11 protein-coding genes and 1 pseudogene are annotated in these 17,984 nt (G+C 65.3%); 10 read left to right on the top strand and 2 right to left on the bottom strand.

Translation table 11 applies throughout. The features are described 5' to 3' along the window. Nucleotides 1–110: 110 nt before the first annotated feature. The 10 genes and pseudogenes from JJ918_RS02765 (at nucleotide 111) to dgcA (ending at nucleotide 15,734) form a co-directional block, all read left to right on the top strand. Nucleotides 111–1,952: a PLP-dependent aminotransferase family protein gene (locus JJ918_RS02765; protein ID WP_291882927.1), complete on the top strand. Its 1,842-nt coding sequence runs from the start codon at nucleotides 111–113 to the stop codon at nucleotides 1,950–1,952. Between the two features lie 149 nt (nucleotides 1,953–2,101). After that, nucleotides 2,102–3,022 carry a carbon-nitrogen hydrolase family protein gene (locus tag JJ918_RS02760; protein ID WP_291882924.1) on the top strand — a complete coding sequence of 307 codons (921 nt, stop codon included), beginning with the start codon at nucleotides 2,102–2,104 and terminating at the stop codon, nucleotides 3,020–3,022. A gap of 62 nt (nucleotides 3,023–3,084) precedes the next feature. Beyond that, on the top strand, nucleotides 3,085–5,469 hold the full coding sequence (locus JJ918_RS02755; protein ID WP_291882921.1) for a TonB-dependent receptor: 2,385 nt from the start codon (nucleotides 3,085–3,087) through the stop codon (nucleotides 5,467–5,469). A gap of 47 nt (nucleotides 5,470–5,516) precedes the next feature. Further along, a pseudogene (locus tag JJ918_RS02750) lies at nucleotides 5,517–7,082 on the top strand (sulfotransferase). Continuing rightward, nucleotides 7,079–9,202 carry a serine hydrolase gene (locus JJ918_RS02745; RefSeq protein WP_291882918.1) on the top strand — a complete coding sequence of 708 codons (2,124 nt, stop codon included), beginning with the start codon at nucleotides 7,079–7,081 and terminating at the stop codon, nucleotides 9,200–9,202. Before JJ918_RS02750 ends, JJ918_RS02745 begins: the two are co-directional and overlap by 4 nt. After that, on the top strand, nucleotides 9,199–10,428 hold the full coding sequence (locus JJ918_RS02740) for an MFS transporter (RefSeq protein WP_291882916.1): 1,230 nt from the start codon (nucleotides 9,199–9,201) through the stop codon (nucleotides 10,426–10,428). Before JJ918_RS02745 ends, JJ918_RS02740 begins: the two co-directional genes overlap by 4 nt. Nucleotides 10,429–10,494: 66 nt before the next feature. Beyond that, nucleotides 10,495–11,952 carry an NAD-dependent succinate-semialdehyde dehydrogenase gene (locus JJ918_RS02735; RefSeq protein ID WP_291882913.1) on the top strand — a complete coding sequence of 486 codons (1,458 nt, stop codon included), beginning with the start codon at nucleotides 10,495–10,497 and terminating at the stop codon, nucleotides 11,950–11,952. A gap of 17 nt (nucleotides 11,953–11,969) precedes the next feature. Further along, the gene (gene gabT, locus JJ918_RS02730; protein WP_291882910.1) at nucleotides 11,970–13,247 is read left to right on the top strand and encodes a 4-aminobutyrate--2-oxoglutarate transaminase; all 1,278 of its coding nucleotides are present in this window, start codon (nucleotides 11,970–11,972) and stop codon (nucleotides 13,245–13,247) included. A gap of 493 nt (nucleotides 13,248–13,740) precedes the next feature. Beyond that, nucleotides 13,741–14,757 (top strand): DUF1611 domain-containing protein, encoded by a 1,017-nt coding sequence (locus tag JJ918_RS02725; protein ID WP_291882908.1) that lies wholly within the window; start codon nucleotides 13,741–13,743, stop codon nucleotides 14,755–14,757. Next, nucleotides 14,757–15,734: an N-acetyl-D-Glu racemase DgcA gene (gene dgcA, locus JJ918_RS02720; protein ID WP_291882905.1), complete on the top strand. Its 978-nt coding sequence runs from the start codon at nucleotides 14,757–14,759 to the stop codon at nucleotides 15,732–15,734. The genes JJ918_RS02725 and dgcA overlap by 1 nt, the downstream gene beginning before the upstream one ends. Before the next feature lie 14 nt (nucleotides 15,735–15,748). Here dgcA and JJ918_RS02715 read toward each other — a convergent pair whose 3' ends face one another. Together JJ918_RS02715 and JJ918_RS02710 are read right to left on the bottom strand one after the other, a co-directional pair. Then, a complete protein-coding gene (locus tag JJ918_RS02715) occupies nucleotides 15,749–16,546 on the bottom strand; it encodes a phytanoyl-CoA dioxygenase family protein (protein ID WP_291882902.1) in 798 nt (265 codons plus the stop codon). A 5-nt stretch (nucleotides 16,547–16,551) separates the two neighbouring features. Further along, nucleotides 16,552–17,976 (bottom strand): serine hydrolase, encoded by a 1,425-nt coding sequence (locus JJ918_RS02710; protein ID WP_291882900.1) that lies wholly within the window; start codon nucleotides 17,974–17,976, stop codon nucleotides 16,552–16,554. Nucleotides 17,977–17,984 lie beyond the last annotated feature (8 nt).

Below are 17,984 nucleotides of genomic sequence, written 5' to 3'. Positions count from 1 at the left end.
CTCCGATTGCATGGAAAGGCGCGCCGCGACTGCCGGGGTGCAGGAACAGGCTTGCTGGTCAGAAGGTTCTCTTGTGAGATGAGGTCGATCTTGGATGGACCGGACGTGCCGTGGCCAAACACTCCCAATCACTTGCTCCGCTCTTCCGGATCGACAAGCGAAGCCAGATGTCGATGCAGGAGCAGATCCGGCGCCGGGTGATCGAAGCGATCTATGCGGAGGTGTTTCCGCCCGGAAAGCGGTTGCCCTCGTCCCGCAAGCTGGCGAGCGAACTGGGTGTGTCGCGCAATACAGTGTTCCTGGCCTATCAACAGCTGATCGCGGAAGGACATATCGAAGCGCGCGAGCGATCCGGATTGTATGTGCCGGAGGCCGCCCAGGCCCGTCGCCTGGTCGCCCCGTCACAATCGAACAAGACGCGGGCGCCGGCCCTTTCCGGCGCGATCGCGCGGCGCTTGCCGCAGCGGACGGGCGGTTCTCCGGGGTTTCAGTGCCCGCCTGACTGGCAGAAATTCCGCTACCCCTTCATTGAAGGCCGGTATGACCGCTCACTGTTTCCCATCGCCGAATGGCGCGAAGCCAGCCGGCTGGCCCTGGCGGCTTCGGAGGTGGATCAGTGGTCCCTGGACAATGGCGAGGTCGATGATCCGGCGCTTGTCGAAGAAATCCGGACCAAATTGCTGCCGAGACGCGGAATTACGGCGCGACCGGACGAGTTGCTGATCACGGTCGGCGAACAGCAGGCGCTGTTCCTGGCCATCCAGCTGCTGGTCAACAAGGCAAGCCGTGTCGCTGTCGAGGAGCCCGGCCTTCCGGAACTGCGCGCCTTGCTGGCCATGCGAGAAGCGGAGTTGGTCCATCAACCCGTGGATGACAAGGGAATTCTTGTCGATTCGAGCCTCGAAGGCTGTGAACTCGTCTGCGTATCCGCGAGCCGTCAACGTCCGACCGGCGTCACCTTGTCGGCGGATCGTCGCCGGGCTCTGCTGGACATGGCCGAAGCCCGGGATTTTCTGGTCCTGGAAGACGATTTCGAGTGCGAGATGAATTATCTGGGCGGCGCTGTGCCTGCATTGCGCAGTCTCGACGGCGGGGAGCGGGTGGTCTACGTCGCGTCTCTCTCCAAGGTGCTCGCGCCCGGCGTGCGGCTTGGCTATATGGTGGCAGCGCCCGAGATCATCGCCGAGGCCCGCAGGCTGCGTGATCTCACCACGCGACGGCCCTCCCCCAACAATCAGCGCGCGGCTGCCTTCTTCCTGTCGCTTGGACACTATGATGCCATGATGCGGCGCCTGACCCGGGTTTGCGCTGAGCGGCTGATCGCCTTGCGCGACGCGCTGAACCACTACCGCCCCTTGTCCATAGCCGTCGCACCAGTGGAAGGAGGAACCTCCTACTGGGTCCGCGGCCCCGAAGGCATGGATGCACAGGCGGTGATCCGTGCCGCGGAAGCCCGCGGCATTCTGATCGAGCCAGCCGACCACTGGTTTGCCGAGGCACCCAAGGCACAAACCATGTTCCGGCTGGGCGTCACATCGCTGGCCGCGCCGGCGATCCGCAAGGGTATTGCGGAACTGTCGATGGCGATGCGGGCTCTGGCTGAAGCGGGTTCTGACGATCATCCATCCTTCCACGTGCTTGCAGCCTCGGAGCTGCACGACCGTCTTGCCGGTGCGACCCTGCTCTACAAGACGGTCTACGGCGATCCCTGCACGATCGAGTTGCACGCGGACGGCCGGATGACAGGCCAGGCCGGCTATGCCGGAGAGGATCGCGATGCAGGCCGCTGGTGGGTGGACGGAGACCAATGGGTCCGCCAGTGGCGAAACTGGGCCTTCGGGGAAGTGCTCGGGTTCTCCGTCGCGATCGAGGGCGATCTGTTGCTCTGGCTCGACCAGGCAGGGCATGTCGTCGATCAGGCCGTGCTGGCGTCGGCGCCCTCAACGGTCTGACCTGGCCTCATCAGAAGCGAGTTCTGCGCCGGATCTGGCCCTATACCCCGCGATCAACTGGTTCTAACCGCGGCCTGGCCTGACTGTCATGCTCCCGTCACTGAATGGACAGGGCCTGCTTCCGGGAGGCCGCGGGAGGAAACGGATTCATGGCATCACTCGGCGTCGCTGCTCTGCAACTGGCCGCTGGTTCGACAGGCAATCTGGAACTGGTGGAGCGTGAAGTGCGGGCCGTGGCCAAGCGGTTCCCCTGGCTCGACCTGGTTGTCATCGGAGAGCTTGCAATACATGGGGCCAGCGTGGATCTCGCCGAGCCTGCGGGCGGCGAGACCGAACAACGCTTGGCCGCGCTCGCAGTGGAGACAGGTCTCTGGCTGGTGCCCGGCTCACTTTATGAACGCCGGGGTGACGCGATCTTCAATACAACCCCGGTCTTTAATCCGTCCGGCGAGGTCGTGGCCCGCTACGACAAGATGTTTCCGTTTCTGCCGTACGAGGCGGGGGTTGAGCCGGGCCGCGACTATGTCGTGTTCGACATTCCCGGCGCGGGGCGGGTCGGCATCGCCATCTGCTATGACATGTGGTTCCCGGAAATGATCCGGACGCTGGCTGGCATGGGGGCCGAAGTCATCCTCCTGCCGACCATGACCAACACGATCGATCGCGATGTGGAATTGTCGATCGCGCGGGCCAACGCCGCGATCAACCAGTGCTACTTCGTCGATGTGAACCTGGCGGGCGATCTCGGTGTGGGCCGGTCGGCCGTCTACGGTCCGGGTGGCGATGTGATCTGCGAAACCGGCGCCGGCCGCGAAATTATCGCCCTCGACCTTGATCTCGACCAGGTCAGCCGCATGCGCCATCGGGGCTGGCAGGGGCTGGGCCAGGTGCTCAAGAGCTTCCGCGACAGCGATGTGCGTTTCCCGTTGCACGAAACCGTGGGCGCCCGGCGCCAGGTCATGCAAGCGATGGGTCCGCTCGAAATGCCGGAAAAAGAACGCAAAGAACCAACCGAAGACGCTGCGGACGAGGGCGCGGATCGCAAGCCCAGGCTGACGATCATCGATTAGTGACGGGCGGCCGGACAGGGCCGCGGAGACAAAAGGGGACCGGCTCGGGCCGGAGGAGCATCATGGGCAAGACAAATATGAAGATCTCGACACAAGGCGGGCTGATGGCCCTGCTGATGGGCGGAACAGCGCTCGCCACTACCGGGCTGGGCGGTGTCGCTCTGGCTCAGGAAGGCGCCACCGTGCGCGACGTGATCACGGTGACGGCGACGCGCCGTGAGGAAACCGTGTCGGACGTTCCTTACAATATTTCCGCCGTCGGCGGTGAGGCGATCGAAGCCGGCAAAATCCTGGATGAGGCGGAATTGCTCCGCTCGATCCCGGGGGTGACCGTGGTGGACCGTGGCGCCCGCAATTCCGGCACAATGAACGCGGCCCGTATCCGGGGGCTCGCCGTGGATGGCAATGCGCTGGGCGATTATGCCGTCTCGTCGGTCGCCTCGGTCTCGACCTATGTCAATGACACACCGATCTTCGCCAACTTCGCGCTGCGCGACCTCGAGCGTGTGGAAGTGCTGCGCGGTCCGCAGGGCACGCTCTACGGGTCCGGCGCCCTGGGCGGCACGATCCGCTACATCACGCGTGACCCGGAACTGGGTGAGTTCGGCGGCTCGGTTACCGGCTCGCTGTCCCACGTCAACGGGTCGGACGATTTCGGTATCGCGGCCGATGCGGTGCTGAACCTTCCGCTGGGCGAACGCGCGGCGCTGCGTCTTGTGGGCAGTTTCGGCGACTATCCTGGCATCACCGACTATGTGAACCTTTATGAACTCGACGCCAATGGGGTGCCGGTCGCACCCAATGGCGTGCTGGACCCGGCTGCTTCGTATCGTGTCGAGGAAGACGCAGACACGTTCGATACCTGGATGGGCCGTGCAACGCTGCTGCTGGAGCCGACCGACAATGCGTCGATCCGCATCGTGCATGCGCGTCAGTCGGATGACGTCGGTGGCCGCCGGCAGCAAACCGTTGGCTTTGACGGTTTTGGCAATGCCTATGACGAGTATGAGAACGGCTCGATCCAGCTCGAGCCGTCCAGTCGCGACATCAACATGACCTCGCTGGAGGCCGAAATGGATCTGGGTTTTGCGACCCTGACCTCCTCGACCTCCCATTACGACCATTCCGGTGACAGCATCAGCGAGAATACCGGCTTCTATGCCCAGGCAGGCTGGCTGGGTTTCTACTATAATTATCCGCGTCCGATGGCCCAGGCCGTGCGCTCCTATGCCGACGAGGCGGTGATCCAGGAAGTGCGTCTGGTGTCGGATGATGGCGGCAATTTCGACTACGTCGTGGGCGCATTCTATCGCAGCCAGCAACGCGAAATGACTCAGCAGAGCTATCTGGTCGGCTTCAAGAACTGGTGGGATACCCTGCTTCCGGGAGCGGCCGGTGCAGTCAGCGGTGATCAGGACTGGGACTATCGCCAGACCGAGCATTTCACCGAAACAGCCCTGTTCGGCGAACTGACCTGGCATGCCGCTGACGATCTCGATATCACCTTCGGCGGCCGCTATTTCGACAATGAGTCCGAGAACGACACCTATATGGCGCTGCCCTTGTGGGCCGGCCTCTTCCCGGACGTGAACGCCAATTTCGAAACCTCCGAAGACGACATCCTGTTCAAGCTGAACGGTGCCTGGCGTTTCTCCGAGGAGGACATGCTCTATGCCACCATCTCGGAGGGCTATCGCCGGGGGGGCGCCAATGCCGTGCCGCTGTCCGGCTATTATGCCGAGGATCCGGCCTGGCAGATGTATGGGTCTGACTCGGTGATCAACTACGAGATCGGCATCAAGGGAGACCGGGGCAATTTCATCTATGATGTCAGCCTGTTCTACGTCGACTGGTCGGATCCGCAATTCAATACCTCGACGACCAACTGGGGTTTCTTCGCGGTCCAGAACGGTGATGCCGCCCGAACCTACGGTCTTGAAGCGTCTCTCGAGGGCTTTGTCGGTGACGCCTGGCACTACGCGCTCGGTTATGCCTACATCGACGCACAGCTCAGTGCCGACTTCCACGCCCCTGATCGTCCGGCACCGGCCCTGCCGATCGCCCTGGACGGTGCCATGCTGCCGGGAACGCCGGAGCATCAGTTGAACTGGTCACTGGACTACACCCGCGACCTGGGTGACTGGGTCTCCTTCACCCGGCTGGACGGTTACTACCAGTCCGAGACCCGCAATGCAGTGTCGACGTCGCCGACCTTCAACGTGCCGCTGGACGGGTTCTCGATCTGGAACCTGACCACCACGCTGACGCGCGATAACCTCGACCTGTCGCTGTGGGTGAAGAACATCACCAATGAGGAAGGCGTCACCGGCGTGTTTACCGAAGCCTATATGGGCACGGCTCCGGGTGAGGGCTATTTCGGCAATGGCAACAAGGAAATGATTGCCTTGCCGCGCACCCTGGGCGCGACGCTGCGCTATTCCTTCTGATCGGATAGGATCGGGGCGGTCCGGCCGGGCTGCCCCGATTTTTCATCATGGATGCCGCCATTTCTCCTGCCGACCCGAAAGCCCGGCTCGCCCGGATTGACCAGGCCCTGCGAACCCGCCGGGTGGATGCCGGCTTGCCCGAAGCGCGTGCGCTGACATCCGAGTTTCCCGACTATATCGATGGCTGGCTGGCACTTGCCCGCTGCCTCCAGATGGCCGGCGATCATGCCGGGATGCGCGAGGCGCTGGGGGCGGCCCTGAAGCTTGACCCGGCCTCTCCCCTGGCGCGGTTGATGGATGCCGAGGCCCTCGTTCACCTCGGGCGGGTGAAAGAAGCGGCGTCGGCCTTCCGGGACATGCGAGCCGATGCAGATGACGACGCCAACTGGCTTGCCAGGATAGGGGAAGGTCTGGGTCAGTGCGGTCTTCCGGAGGCAGCCCTGGACTGTTTTGACCAGGCGCTGGCGCTGAAGCCAGGGGCCGCGGAGCTGCACTATGCGCGCGCCACGCATCTCATCGCCGTGGGCCGGCTCGACGAGGCTGAACAGGCTTTCGATACGGCTATCCGGCGCGCGCCTCATGATTATGACGCCTACTATAACCGTTCGACGTTGCGAACGCAGACGCCCGCCCGCAATCATGTCGATGAATTGCGCCGAATGCTCCGGGTGCCGCACCGTACCGCGCTGGCGCCCGTGCAGCTGAATTTCGCCCTCGCCAAGGAGCTGGAGGATCTCGGCCGTGACACCGAAAGCTTTGAAGCCCTGAAGGCCGGGGCGGACGCCCGGCGCGCCATGATGCGCTATGACGTCCGTGGCGACGTCGCGATCATGGACGCGCTTGCAAAACGGTTCGACCGGACGTGGCTGGACGGAGCCGGGACCGGCGTTGAAACCGAAGGTCCGGTCTTCATCCTGGGCCTGCCGCGCAGCGGCAGCACGTTGACGGACCGTATCCTGAGTGCTCACAGCGAGATCGAGAGCCTGGGTGAACTCAATGACTTTCCGCTCGCCCTGACCGGGCTGTGCCGGCAGGCTGGCGGAAAGGCGCAGCTGATCGACGCCGCGGCAGCGCTGGATCCGGCGGTACTGGGGACGGCCTATCTTGAGCGTCTTGCCGGAAGGCGGGGCGATGCCCGCTTCTTCGTCGACAAGGCGCCGGCGAACTTTCTCTATATCGGACTGATCGCGGCCGCCCTGCCCGGCGCCCGCATCATCCATGTCCATCGCGACCCGATGGATAATGCCTAATCGCTCTACAAGGCGTTGTTCCGAATGGGCTACCCCTATTCCTACGACTTCGCCGATCTGGCCGCCTACATGCAGGCCAAGGACCGGCTGATGACGCATTGGCATGCCGTTCTGCCCGGCCGCGTCCATGATGTGCGCTACGAGGACATCATCGCCGATCAGGACGGCGAGACGCGGCGGCTGCTCGACGCAGTCGGTGTGGCGTTTGAACCGGCCTGCCTCGACTTTCATCGCAATGCCAGCCCATCGGCCACGCACAGCGCCGCGCAGGTGCGTCAGCCGCTCTACAGCAGCTCGGTCGGGCTATGGCGGCGTTATGCCGAGCAGCTTGCGCCGCTGGCCCGCCAATTGGGTGTCTCATGAGAACGGTGTCGCTCGCTGCTGCGGCTCTGGTTCTTCTCGGTGGCACGGCCGCGTGGGCGCAAGGGGGCTTCGAGGACGACTTCGAGTCCGGGCTGGGAGAGCGCTGGCGCGGTGACGCGGGGCGCGGCGATATCCGTCTTACCGAATATGCCGGCAATCACTCCCTGCGGCTGCAGCGCAATGCCTGGGCTGCGACAGTGGTCGCTTTGCCCGAGAACGCGGTTCAGGTTCGCGTGGCCGCCAGTTTTGCCGCGGATGATCTGGAAGGCACGGACACCTGCCGGCTGGAAACCTCGATCGACGGCCAGACGTGGCGCCTGGCGGGGGAGATCGGCGACGGGCTGGATGATGCGGTCAGCCTGCATCGCGTGGGGGCAGATGTGCCGGACGCTGCCGGGCGTCCGTGGATTGCCGTTCGCGTGCGTATTGATGGCAATGCCAGCAATGATACCTGCTGGGCTGATGGCCTGCGGGTGGGCTGGTCCAGGCCTGCTGCAGAGCTGGCGCAGGAGATCCCGGAAGGCTCTGGACCCTTGTCGGCCCCTCTGGCGGCGCAGGCTTTTTCCATGCCGGCCGGTGCAGTAGTGCCCGAAACGGTGATGTCCTTTAAAATCCGGCTGGGCGGACGGGAGACCCCCGACGGTTTCCGGGTTGTCCACGACGAGTTCGACTATGCAGGCGAACCCGGCATCACGGCCATTCCACCTTTGCAGGTGGATTGGGTCGGCCGGGACGGGCGGGCCTGGCCGTTGCAGCGGGGACCGCAGCCCGGGGACAGCCCGTACTGGGAATGGGTTGTCCAGCCTGGGCACGTCTGGCTGGTAGCGGGAGGTTGGCAGGTCCGTTTCCCCGTGGCCCTGCAGGAACGCAATGCCAATTGTCTTCACACCGGCTGGCTGGCCATCGGGGCCGATGCGTCCGGAGAAGACGCGCAGGGCGTGTTGCAGATAGGGGCGGAGACGTGTGCCTACCACCAGTTCGATCTCTGGAGCCGGCTGAGTGTTTCGGTCGAGCCGATTGAATTGCCGGCCGATCTGCCGCGCGAGGATCAGCCGTTCGAGCGACGGCACATCGCAGCGCTCGCCGAAGGTTTCGAAGGTGCCGATCCGGCCGGTTTCGGTTCGCCGCTCGAAGTGTCGCCGGAGGCGATGAGTGTATTCGGCGTGTTGATCGATGACGTTGTCTACGCGGGCGGTTGCCAGACGCGCTTCGGCCCGGATCCCTTCTGTGCGGGCCTCGCCCTGCCATCCTATTCATTGGCCAAATCTGTCGTCGCCGGCCTGGCGCTGATGCGCCTGGAACATCTCTATCCCGGCGCGAGCGCGTCGCTGGTTTCCGACTATGTCGATGCGTGCGACGCAGAGCGCTGGGCCGGTGTCACTTTCGAGCACGCCCTGGATATGGCCACCGGGCTTTACACGTCGGCAGAGTTCGATGCGGATGAAGGCGCGCCGGAGCTTTGGGAATTCATGTCCCGCTCGACCCACGCCGAACGCATCGACCTGGCCTGCAATCAGCACCCGCGCCAGTCCGAGCCCGGCGCGCGCTGGGTGTACCACACGACCGATACTTATGTTCTGGGCACAGCCATGCAGGCCTTCTGGCGGGCGCAGACCGGCCGCGCCGATGCCGATTTCTATGACGATCTCCTGGTCCCGCTCTGGCGGGAACTGAACCTGTCGCGGTTGATGGATACGACCCGGCGTTCCTATGACGGGGTCCGCCAACCGGTTAGCGGCTGGGGGCTGACCCTCACGCTGGACGACATGATGCGGCTGGGCCGCTTCCTGCAGGAGGGCGGTCAGGTCGGAGGGGATGCGTGGGCCGATCCGGCCATGCTGGCCGCAGCGCTGCAGCGCGATCCGGCCGATCGGGGTCTGGCCGCCGGAAGTGATGTCCAACGCTATCAGAACGGATTCTGGGCCTGGAATGCCGGTCCGGCGCTGGGCTGTGCGTCGGACGTGTGGATCCCGGCGCTTTCCGGCTATGGCGGCATAACCCTCGCGCTGATCCCCAATGGCCAGGTCTATGCCTATGTCAGCGACGGCCGCGAGTTCGCCTGGCGGCGCGCAGCCGTCGCATCCCATGCCATCCAACCCTATTGCGAGGACGCAAGATGACCGCTCACAGCCAGACGCCGCGCATGCCTTTTTCGCATTTCACGGCCGCGCCCGACGGGCTGATTGCGGCGGTCATGCTGGCCTTTCTGGCAACGGCGGGCTTGTTTTACGTCAACATCATGGCCGCCATCGTCGACGGTCTCGTCAGTGGTCTTGGTCTGTCTGACGAGCAGGCCGGTCAAATCGGGTCGGCGAATATCTACGGTGCTGCCATCGGGGCTCTGGCGGCCGTGTTCCTGGTGAAGCGCTGGCCGTGGCGGCGTATGGCCTGGATATGTCTTGTCATCCTGATTGCCGTGGACATAGCCTCGATCTGGATTGCCGGTTTCGAGGTGCTGTTGCCGGTGCGCCTTGCCCATGGGGTTGTCGGGGGAGTGCTCACGGGTACGGCTTTCGCCGTTATCGCCCGGACCGCAAACCCGGACCGGACCTTCGGCATGCTGCTTTTCGTCCAGTTCGGTCTGGGCGGGCTGGCCGTGATGGTTCTGCCGCCGCTGGCACCGGTCTTTGGAACGCAGGCCTTGTTCATCGCCCTGGCCCTGTTCAGCGCCGCAACGCTGGTGATGCTGCCCTTTCTGGCTGAATACCCGCCGCGCGAGACTGCCAAGCACGCGAACAGCCGCATCGACTGGCCGCCGCTCGCGCTGACCTATGTGGCGATCTTCCTGTTCCAGGCGGCCAATATGGGCTTGCTCGCCTACATCATCCGCCTGGGCATCGACTACGGCCTGGACCGGTCCTACGTGTCGACCGCCCTGGGCCTGGCGACCTGGGTCGCGTTGGCGGGGCCCCTCCTTGTAATGGTATGCGGTCTGCGCTTTGGCCGGTTCTGGTTGCTGGGGGTGTCCATGCTTCTGACCTTTGCCGGCACGGCGCTGTTCCATTTCAGCGGTCATCCGGCTGCCTACATGATCGCCAATTGCGGAACCGGCATTACCTGGGGTTTCGTCATCGCCTACCTGTTCGGCATGACGGCCGAGTTCGATGCCGCAGGGCGGGCCTCAGCCTTCGCCGGCTTTATCTCCAAAATGGGACTGGCGTCCGGCCCGATGATCGCGGGCACCATTCTGGGTGGCGGGGCGGGCTTCGGCATGCTGGTCAATATCGCCATCCTTGGCCTGTTCCTCAGCCTGGTCTTCATGCTCTGGCCGGCGCGGTGCCTCGATGAGGCGCGAGGACAGGCCCGCGGGCAGGACCTGGAAACTGGTTCGACGGATCGCGCCTAACTGGCCCTATTACGCGAGTGAGCAAACCGGCAATCTGGCCCCATAACAGTGACAGGGGATGGTTCCATGCTGGATGTGGGTCCGGACTGGCCGACGCAGGCCTTCATCGACGGCAAATGGTGTAATGCGGCTTCGGCACGCCGGTTCGATGTGCATGATCCGGCCACCGGACGTGTGATCGCGTCCGTCGCCGATTGCGGCGAGGCGGAAACGCAGGCAGCAATCCATGCCGCCGCCGCGGCGCTTGCAGCCTGGTCCGCTCTTCCCGCGGACCAGAGGGCGGCGCGCCTGCGGCACTGGCGCGATCTGATGGTGGAACAGGCGGACGACCTCGCGCGGGTGCTGTCCCTTGAGAACGGCAAGCCGCTGGCCGAGGCGCGCGGCGAAATACTCTACGGCGCCTCCTATCTGGACTGGTTCGCCGAGGAGGCCCGCCGGGTCTATGGCGAGATCATTCCCGCCCCGTCCGAAAGCAAGCGCATCCTGGTGACCCGCAAGCCGGTTGGCGTGTGTGCGGCGATCACGCCGTGGAATTTTCCCAATGCCATGCTGATGCGCAAGGCCGCGGCCGCGCTGGCGGCTGGCTGCACGCTGGTCGCCAAACCGGCGGCGGAAACACCGCTGTCGGCGCTACTGGCCGCCCGGCTGAGCGTGGAAGCCGGCATCCCGGCTGGCGTTTTCAATGTTGTCACCGGCACCGATGCGGCGGCGATCGGCGGCGTGCTGACGACCAGCGCAACGGTTCGCAAACTCTCTTTCACGGGCTCGACCGCGGTGGGCCGCAAGCTCATTGCCCAATGCGCGCCGACGGTAAAACGCCTGTCGATGGAGCTGGGCGGAAATGCGCCCTTCATTGTGTTCGACGATGCCGATCTGGACGCTGCAATCGAAGGACTGATGGCATCCAAGTTCCGCAATGCCGGTCAGACCTGCGTCTGTGCCAACCGGGTCTTCGTCCACAATGCCATCCGGCCGGCCTTTGCCGAACGTCTGGCGGAGCGGGTGAGGGCGCTCAAGGTCGGACGTGGTGACGAGGCGGGTGTGGAGATCGGTCCGCTGATCAGCGAGGCGGCCTTTGCCAAGACCGAACGCCTGGTCGCGGATGTCCTGGCCAAGGGCGGGCGGCTGGTGACAGGCGGAGCCAAGCATGCCGCCGGGGAGCTCTTCTATGCGCCAACCGTGGTGGATGGCGTGACGCCGGACATGTCCGTGATGCAGGAGGAGATCTTCGGCCCGGTGGCGCCGCTGATCGGCTTCGATGACGAGGCGGACGTTATCGCCATGGCCAATGACACCGAATATGGTCTGGCCGCTTATCTGTATACCCGCGATCTGGGCCGGGCCTGGCGGGTCAGCGACGCGCTCGACTACGGCATGGTCGGTGTCAATGAGGGCATCCTGTCGTCGGCCGCCGCGCCGTTCGGCGGCGTCAAGCAATCCGGTTTTGGCCGCGAGGGATCGCGCCATGGCCTCGATGACTATCTGGATATGAAATACACCTTGATGGGAGGCCTGTCGGCTTAATCCGGCGGCACACACGTATGAACAACGAAACGCTCTGGAAACGCCGTGAGGTCGCCATTCCGCGCGGTCTTGGCATGATGCACCCGGTCTTCGCGACACGCGCCAGCAATGCCGAGATATGGGACGCGGAAGGCCGCCGCTATATCGATTTTGCGGCCGGCATTGCCGTGACCAATACCGGGCATAATCACCCGGCCATCAAGGCCGCCGTGGCTGCCCAGCTGGACAATTTCTCCCATGTGTGCGCCCAGGTGACGCCGTATGAGCCCTATGTGGCGCTGGCCGAAAAGCTCAATGCGCTGGCCCCCGGCGAGACGCCGAAAAAGACCATCTTCCTGACCACGGGCGCCGAGGCGGTCGAGAACGCGATCAAGATTGCGCGTGCGGCAACGGGGCGGCCGGGCGTGATCGCCTTTTCCGGCGGTTTTCATGGCCGCACGATGATGGGCATGGCGCTGACCGGCAAGGTGGTGCCTTACAAGACCGGTTTCGGTCCCTTCCCGTCAGACATATACCACGTGCCTTTCCCGGCGCCTTATCTGGGCATTTCCGAAGCCGCCTCGCTGGATGCGATCGCGCGCCTGTTCAAGTCCGACATCGAAGCCTCGCGGGTCGCGGCAATCATCATCGAGCCTGTGCAGGGCGAGGGCGGTTTCTATGCGGCATCGCCGGCCTTCATGCAGGCTCTTCGCGGCCTCTGTGACACGCATGGCATCCTCCTGATCGCCGATGAAATCCAGACCGGTTTTGCGCGCACCGGGGCGATGTTCGCCGTGGAGCACGCCGGCATCGAGCCGGATCTCATGACGGTCGCCAAGGCGATGGCCGGCGGCTTTCCGATTTCCGGCGTCATCGGCAAGGCAGCGATCATGGATGCTGCCGGGCCGGGTGGGCTGGGCGGTACCTATGGCGGTTCGCCGCTGGGGTGTGCAGCCGGCCTCGCCGTGCTGGAGACCATCGAACGGGAAGACCTGTGTCAGCGCGCGATCGAGATCGGTGACCGGATTGTGCGCCATTGCGAGGCCCTGCGTCAGTCCGACCGGGGTGTCGGCGAAGTCCGGACGCTGGGGGCCATGACGGCGGTGGAGCTTGTCGTGGACGGTGATGCGGATGTGCCGGATGCCGCGAGAACCGCTGCGCTGGTGGCCGAAGCCCGAAAGCGCGGCCTGCTCTTGTTGTCCTGCGGTGTGCGGGGAAATGTCATCCGCTTCCTGGCGCCGCTGACGATCCCCATGGAGCAACTCGACGAGGGTCTGGATGTGTTCTCTGAGGCCCTGAAGGCCACGGCGGGCTGATCGCTCCAATTCAGTCAGGTGTCGAGCGCTCAACGCAATCAGACGTCGCAGAGCTTGTGCGCCTGCGGCGACCGGGGGCTCTGCGAGATAGGCGCCGGGCCTTTCCCATGGCCGCCATGCAGGTCGCGGCACGAACACTGACCTTAAGGGGCGGGCGCGATGGTACGGTTCCGGTGGAACCCGTTCGAGCCGATCTTCGCGAAATCGTCGTACAGACGCTAGGCCCTGCGAGCCCCGCCCACGCTCATATGACAGCAGCTACTATTCCCTGGCATTGCGAAGACCGACCGACGGCGCGGCAAGTGCCGTGACGCCGCCGGTGTGACGGATGGCTTTCGATCCTGAGAGTTTCTGCTGTGCAGGCGTTTGCAGCGTTCGCTTGCAAGGGACGTGTCGTGCAAGCACTTTACGGCCTTGTCTGAAAAAATGAAACTGATATCGTATTTATTAAAATGGCCCGTTTGCGGGCGTAGATTGCAAAGCGATTGCGAGCATGAAGGTCCTTCCACCCTATCTCATCTTTCTCGGTGATGCGCCGGACCGCCTGATCGCCAAGACCGGGGCGGGGATCGCCGACTGGGCGCCGGAACGCTGTGCGGGTCAGCTGCGCCTGAGCGCCGGGGCTGTCGATCTCGGCCTGCCCGACATGACGATCGAGGCCGCGCGGGCGGCGGGCGTGAAAACGCTCGTGGTGGGCACAGCCAGCCCGGGCGGTGCGATGGACGACCGCTGGCTCGATGTGTTCCGTGCCGCGCTCGAGGCTGGTCTGGATATTGCCGCGGGCTTGCACATCCGGCTCAACGCACTCGGCGCGCTGCGTGCTCTGGCCGACGCGACGGGGTGTAAGCTCACGGACCTACGCGACCCGCCGCCGGGTCTGCCGATCGGCAGCGGACTGCCGCGTCCGGGGCATCGTGTGCTGACTGTCGGTACGGACTGCGCTGTGGGCAAGAAGTATACGGCCCTCGCCCTCTGGCGGGCCCTGCGCGAACGGGGCGTTGAAGCGGATTTTTGTGCGACGGGCCAGACCGGCGTGCTGATCTCCGGCCGCGGCTTTGCCATCGACTCGGTGATCGGTGACTTCATGTCCGGGGCCGCCGAAGTGCTGGCGCCGGCGGCCGGAGCGGATCACTGGGACGTGATCGAGGGGCAGGGCTCGCTCTTTCATCCCGCCTATGCAGGCGTGTCGCTCGGTCTGCTACACGGCGCCCAACCGGAAGCCGTCGTGCTCTGCCACCAGGCGGGCCGCGACAAGATCGCATTCTTCGACGGTTATCCCACGCCGGCGCTGGAGACCGCGATCGCCCGTAATCTGGAGGCGGCCCGGCTGACCAGTCCGGACTGTTACTGCGCAGGGGTCAGTCTGAACACCGCGGGCCTGGACGCTGCGGCGGCAGAGGCGCTGATCGCGGAGACTGCGGCTCGGTTGGGTCTGCCGGTCATCGATCCGGTCCGCACCGGCGGCGGTGCGATCGCCGATCGGCTACTGCAGGGCAGGGGCGAGGCGTAATGCGCCTGACCGTCGAGCTCCACCGGTTTTCGCTGAAGGCCCCGTTCCGTATTGCAAGCGCCGTCTTCGATGCCACCCATGCGCTCATCGTCACGGCCGAGGAGGGTCGCCATCGCGGCCGGGGCGAGGCCGAGGGCGTCTTCTATTGCGGCGAGACGGCGCGGAGCATTCTCGAGGAAGTGCGGGCCTTCATCGCTGCGTACCCGGACGGCATCACGCGCGATGTGCTGCAGACTGTCCTGCCGCCGGGCGGCGCGCGCAATGCTGTCGACTGCGCCCTTTGGGATCTGGATGCGAAGCGGAGCGGACGGTCGATCTGGGCGCTGATCGGCGTCGAGCCGCGGCGGTTGACCACTGCCGTCACCATCGGTCTGGAGCCGGACCCGGAGATGATGGCGGACACGGCCCGGCGGGCCGGCCCGGTTCCGGTGCTCAAGGTGAAGCTGAATGCCGACCGCCCGGTCGAGCGGATCGAGGCGATCCGCGCCGTGCGGCCCGACGCGGTCCTGGTTGTCGATGTGAATGAAGGCTGGACGATCGAACAGCTTCGCGACGTGGCGCCCGCCATGGCGCGCCTGCGCGTGGAAATGCTCGAACAGCCCCTGCCGCGCGGCCAGGATGCGGCACTGGACGGATATGTCTCGCCGGTGCCCCTGTGCGCCGACGAAAGCTGCCTGCATTCGGGCGAGCTGGACGCCGTGCGCGGCCGTTACCAGCGCATCAATATCAAGCTCGACAAGACCGGCGGGCTGACCGAGGCGATGCGCCTGGCCCGCATGGCGCGGGAGGCGGGCCTCGGTCTGATGGTCGGCAACATGATGGGGACCTCGCTGGCGATGGCGCCGAGTTTCGTCCTGGGGTGCTTGTGCGATTTCGTGGACATCGATGGGCCGCTGCTTCTTGCGCACGATTGGCCGAACGGGCTCACATTCGACGCCGGTCGGGTCGACCCGCCCCGGCCCGTGCTTTGGGGCTAGCCTGTACTCTGGAGCTAGCCGGCCTCGCGGCGCCAGACAGTCGGATGCAGCGGTCCAGAAAAGGGTGCGCCGTCTTCCAGATCGGGCAGGGTGGTCGGTACGGCGATCTCGCCGGGACGCCGCCAGAAGCGGGCATCGTCGCCCAGCCAGCGCGTCGACAGGACCCGCCGGCGCCCGGCGCTGGGATTGGCCGGCGCGCCATGCACCAGCATCGCCTGGAACACCACGCAATCGCCGGGTTCCAGATCCCAGGACACGATGTCATAGGCCGACCGGTCAGCCTCGATATCGGGCAGGCTGGGCAGGCCGGTGCCGGCATAGGGAGTGCCGTCTGCGAAATGGGTGGGATTGAAGGCCTGGTCCCAGCGATGGCTGCCGCGCACGAATTCCAGCGACACTTCGCGGGGCACCGGATCCAGCGGCATCCAGATCGAGCAGACCTGGAAACCGCTGACGGCCCAATAGGGCTGGTCCTGATGCCAGGGCGTGCGCTGCTGGCTGCCCGGTTCCTTCACCAGCATCTGGTCGTAGAGAAAGGTCGCCGTGGACGACCCCATCGTCCGGCCGGCGATCTCGGCGGCGGGCGAGTTCATGACGAAGTCCCGGAACGGGTCCAGGCGCGTCCACATGTCCAGATCGCCGAAGAAGCGCTCCGCCCCGGCGGGGCCGTAGCGTTCGCCGTGGGGGCCGGGCGCGTCGAGCGCCTGGCGAACCCCCTCGGCCACGGTCTCGATCCACGCCGGCGCGAAGGCGCCGCGCAGCACGCAGACACCGTCGCGTGCGTAGTCTGCCTTCGCGTCGTCGTCGATCATCCCGCCTACTCCCCGGCTGCGCGGACGAAGGGAATGCCGCCGCCCAGCCAGTCGACGGTCAGGTCTTCCGGCGTGCCGCCGTCCTCGGGCGAGAAGCTGAACACCATCTCGTCGTCATGGGCAGCCAGGAAGGTACGGCCTTCCAGGTGAAGCAGCGGGATGGCCGGGCCCTGGGCATCGACACCGCCGATGCGGAAGGCGATCCCGCCCTCGCGCGGCAGAATGCCGATACGGTCGATGCCGATCCGCATGTAGCTGGCATCATAGTTTCCGGCTATCGCCGCGATCTCGCTGTCGGCCAGCGGATCGATCGACGGCGTCGGGCGCGGCTGGTCGAAGACGATGCGGGCGATCTTCTGTTCAAGGCCCACCGGCGTGGGCGCGACGTCGCGCGTGCTGCCCATCACCATGATCGAAAGATCCTCGTCGGGATAGTAGGACATGTAGGCCGCGAACCCGTCGATATCGCCGGCATGGGCGATCTTGCGATGGCCTTCCCAGTCGCGGATCACCAGCGCGCCGAGGGCATAGGCCAGCGTATCGCCACCAAGTTCGACCTGTTCGTAGAGCATGTCGCGGACCGCGTCGCCGAACACGTTCTGGCGTTGCACCTGGTCGATATAGTCCTGGATGTCCTGGACGGTGGACAGAAGGGCACCGGCCGAGAAGGGCACCAGCGGATCGAGCTGGGGCGCGTTGAGGAAACCGTCCTCGCCGACGACATAGCCCTCGGCCCTGCCCTCGATGACGCGCTCGTAGCCGGCATAATAGGTGCGGTCGAGGCCGAGCGGTTCCAGCACGCGTTCGGCGAGTGCGGCGTCATAGGTCTGTCCGGTCACCGCCTCGATGATCAGGCCGAGCGTATAGGTGCCCGAATTGGAATAGGAGAAGGCCGTGCCCGGTTCGAACAGCAGGTCGGCATCCTCGAAATAGTCGCGCATGATCTCGCGCGTGACGGTGCGTTGGCTGCCCTGGGGGAAGTCGGGCAGGGCGGTGTAGTTCACCAGCCCGGCCGTGTGGTTCATCAGGTCGCGCACCGGCACGTCGCGGGCCGGCCCGGAATAGTCCGGCAGATAGGTGGAGATCGGCGCCTCGATGTCGATCCGGCCCTCGGCCGCCAGCTGGGCGATCATGAGGGCGGTGAAGGACTTCGTGATGGAGCCGATCTGGAACACGGTGTCGGGCGTGGCCGCGGCGTGCTGTTCCAGGTCCGCTTCGCCATAGGCAGCCTCGTAGATGAGGGTGTCGCCGCGGCGCACGGATACCGCCAGGCCCGGATAGGGCGCCGACGACTGGGCGTCGGCGACCAGGGCGTCGATGGCGGCGGTCTGAGGGTCGGCTGCGGGCTGCGCGGTGGCGCAGCCGGCGAGCAGGCTGCCGGCGGCGGCGAGGGCCGTCATGGCGGCCGGCAGGGCAAGTCTCTGGATCATGGCGTGTG

Origin of the sequence: Maricaulis sp. (genome assembly GCF_017642925.1) — a bacterium.
Lineage (GTDB): Bacteria > Pseudomonadota > Alphaproteobacteria > Caulobacterales > Maricaulaceae > Maricaulis.
The sequence above is the reverse complement of the archived record's forward strand: the minus strand, read 5'-3'. Positions and strand labels throughout refer to the sequence as shown.

Excerpts from the sequence above, each read along its gene's own strand:
- JJ918_RS02760 (WP_291882924.1), top strand. The coding sequence starts at position 2,102 with ATGGCATCACTCGGCGTCGCTGCTCTGCAACTGGCCGCTGGTTCGACA.
- JJ918_RS02745 (WP_291882918.1), top strand. The coding sequence starts at position 7,079 with ATGAGAACGGTGTCGCTCGCTGCTGCGGCTCTGGTTCTTCTCGGTGGC.
- JJ918_RS02715 (WP_291882902.1), bottom strand. The coding sequence starts at position 16,546 with ATGATCGACGACGACGCGAAGGCAGACTACGCACGCGACGGTGTCTGC.
- JJ918_RS02725 (WP_291882908.1), top strand. The coding sequence starts at position 13,741 with ATGAAGGTCCTTCCACCCTATCTCATCTTTCTCGGTGATGCGCCGGAC.
- JJ918_RS02735 (WP_291882913.1), top strand. The coding sequence starts at position 10,495 with ATGCTGGATGTGGGTCCGGACTGGCCGACGCAGGCCTTCATCGACGGC.
- gabT (WP_291882910.1), top strand. The coding sequence starts at position 11,970 with ATGAACAACGAAACGCTCTGGAAACGCCGTGAGGTCGCCATTCCGCGC.
- JJ918_RS02710 (WP_291882900.1), bottom strand. The coding sequence starts at position 17,976 with ATGATCCAGAGACTTGCCCTGCCGGCCGCCATGACGGCCCTCGCCGCC.
- JJ918_RS02740 (WP_291882916.1), top strand. The coding sequence starts at position 9,199 with ATGACCGCTCACAGCCAGACGCCGCGCATGCCTTTTTCGCATTTCACG.
- dgcA (WP_291882905.1), top strand. The coding sequence starts at position 14,757 with ATGCGCCTGACCGTCGAGCTCCACCGGTTTTCGCTGAAGGCCCCGTTC.
- JJ918_RS02755 (WP_291882921.1), top strand. The coding sequence starts at position 3,085 with ATGGGCAAGACAAATATGAAGATCTCGACACAAGGCGGGCTGATGGCC.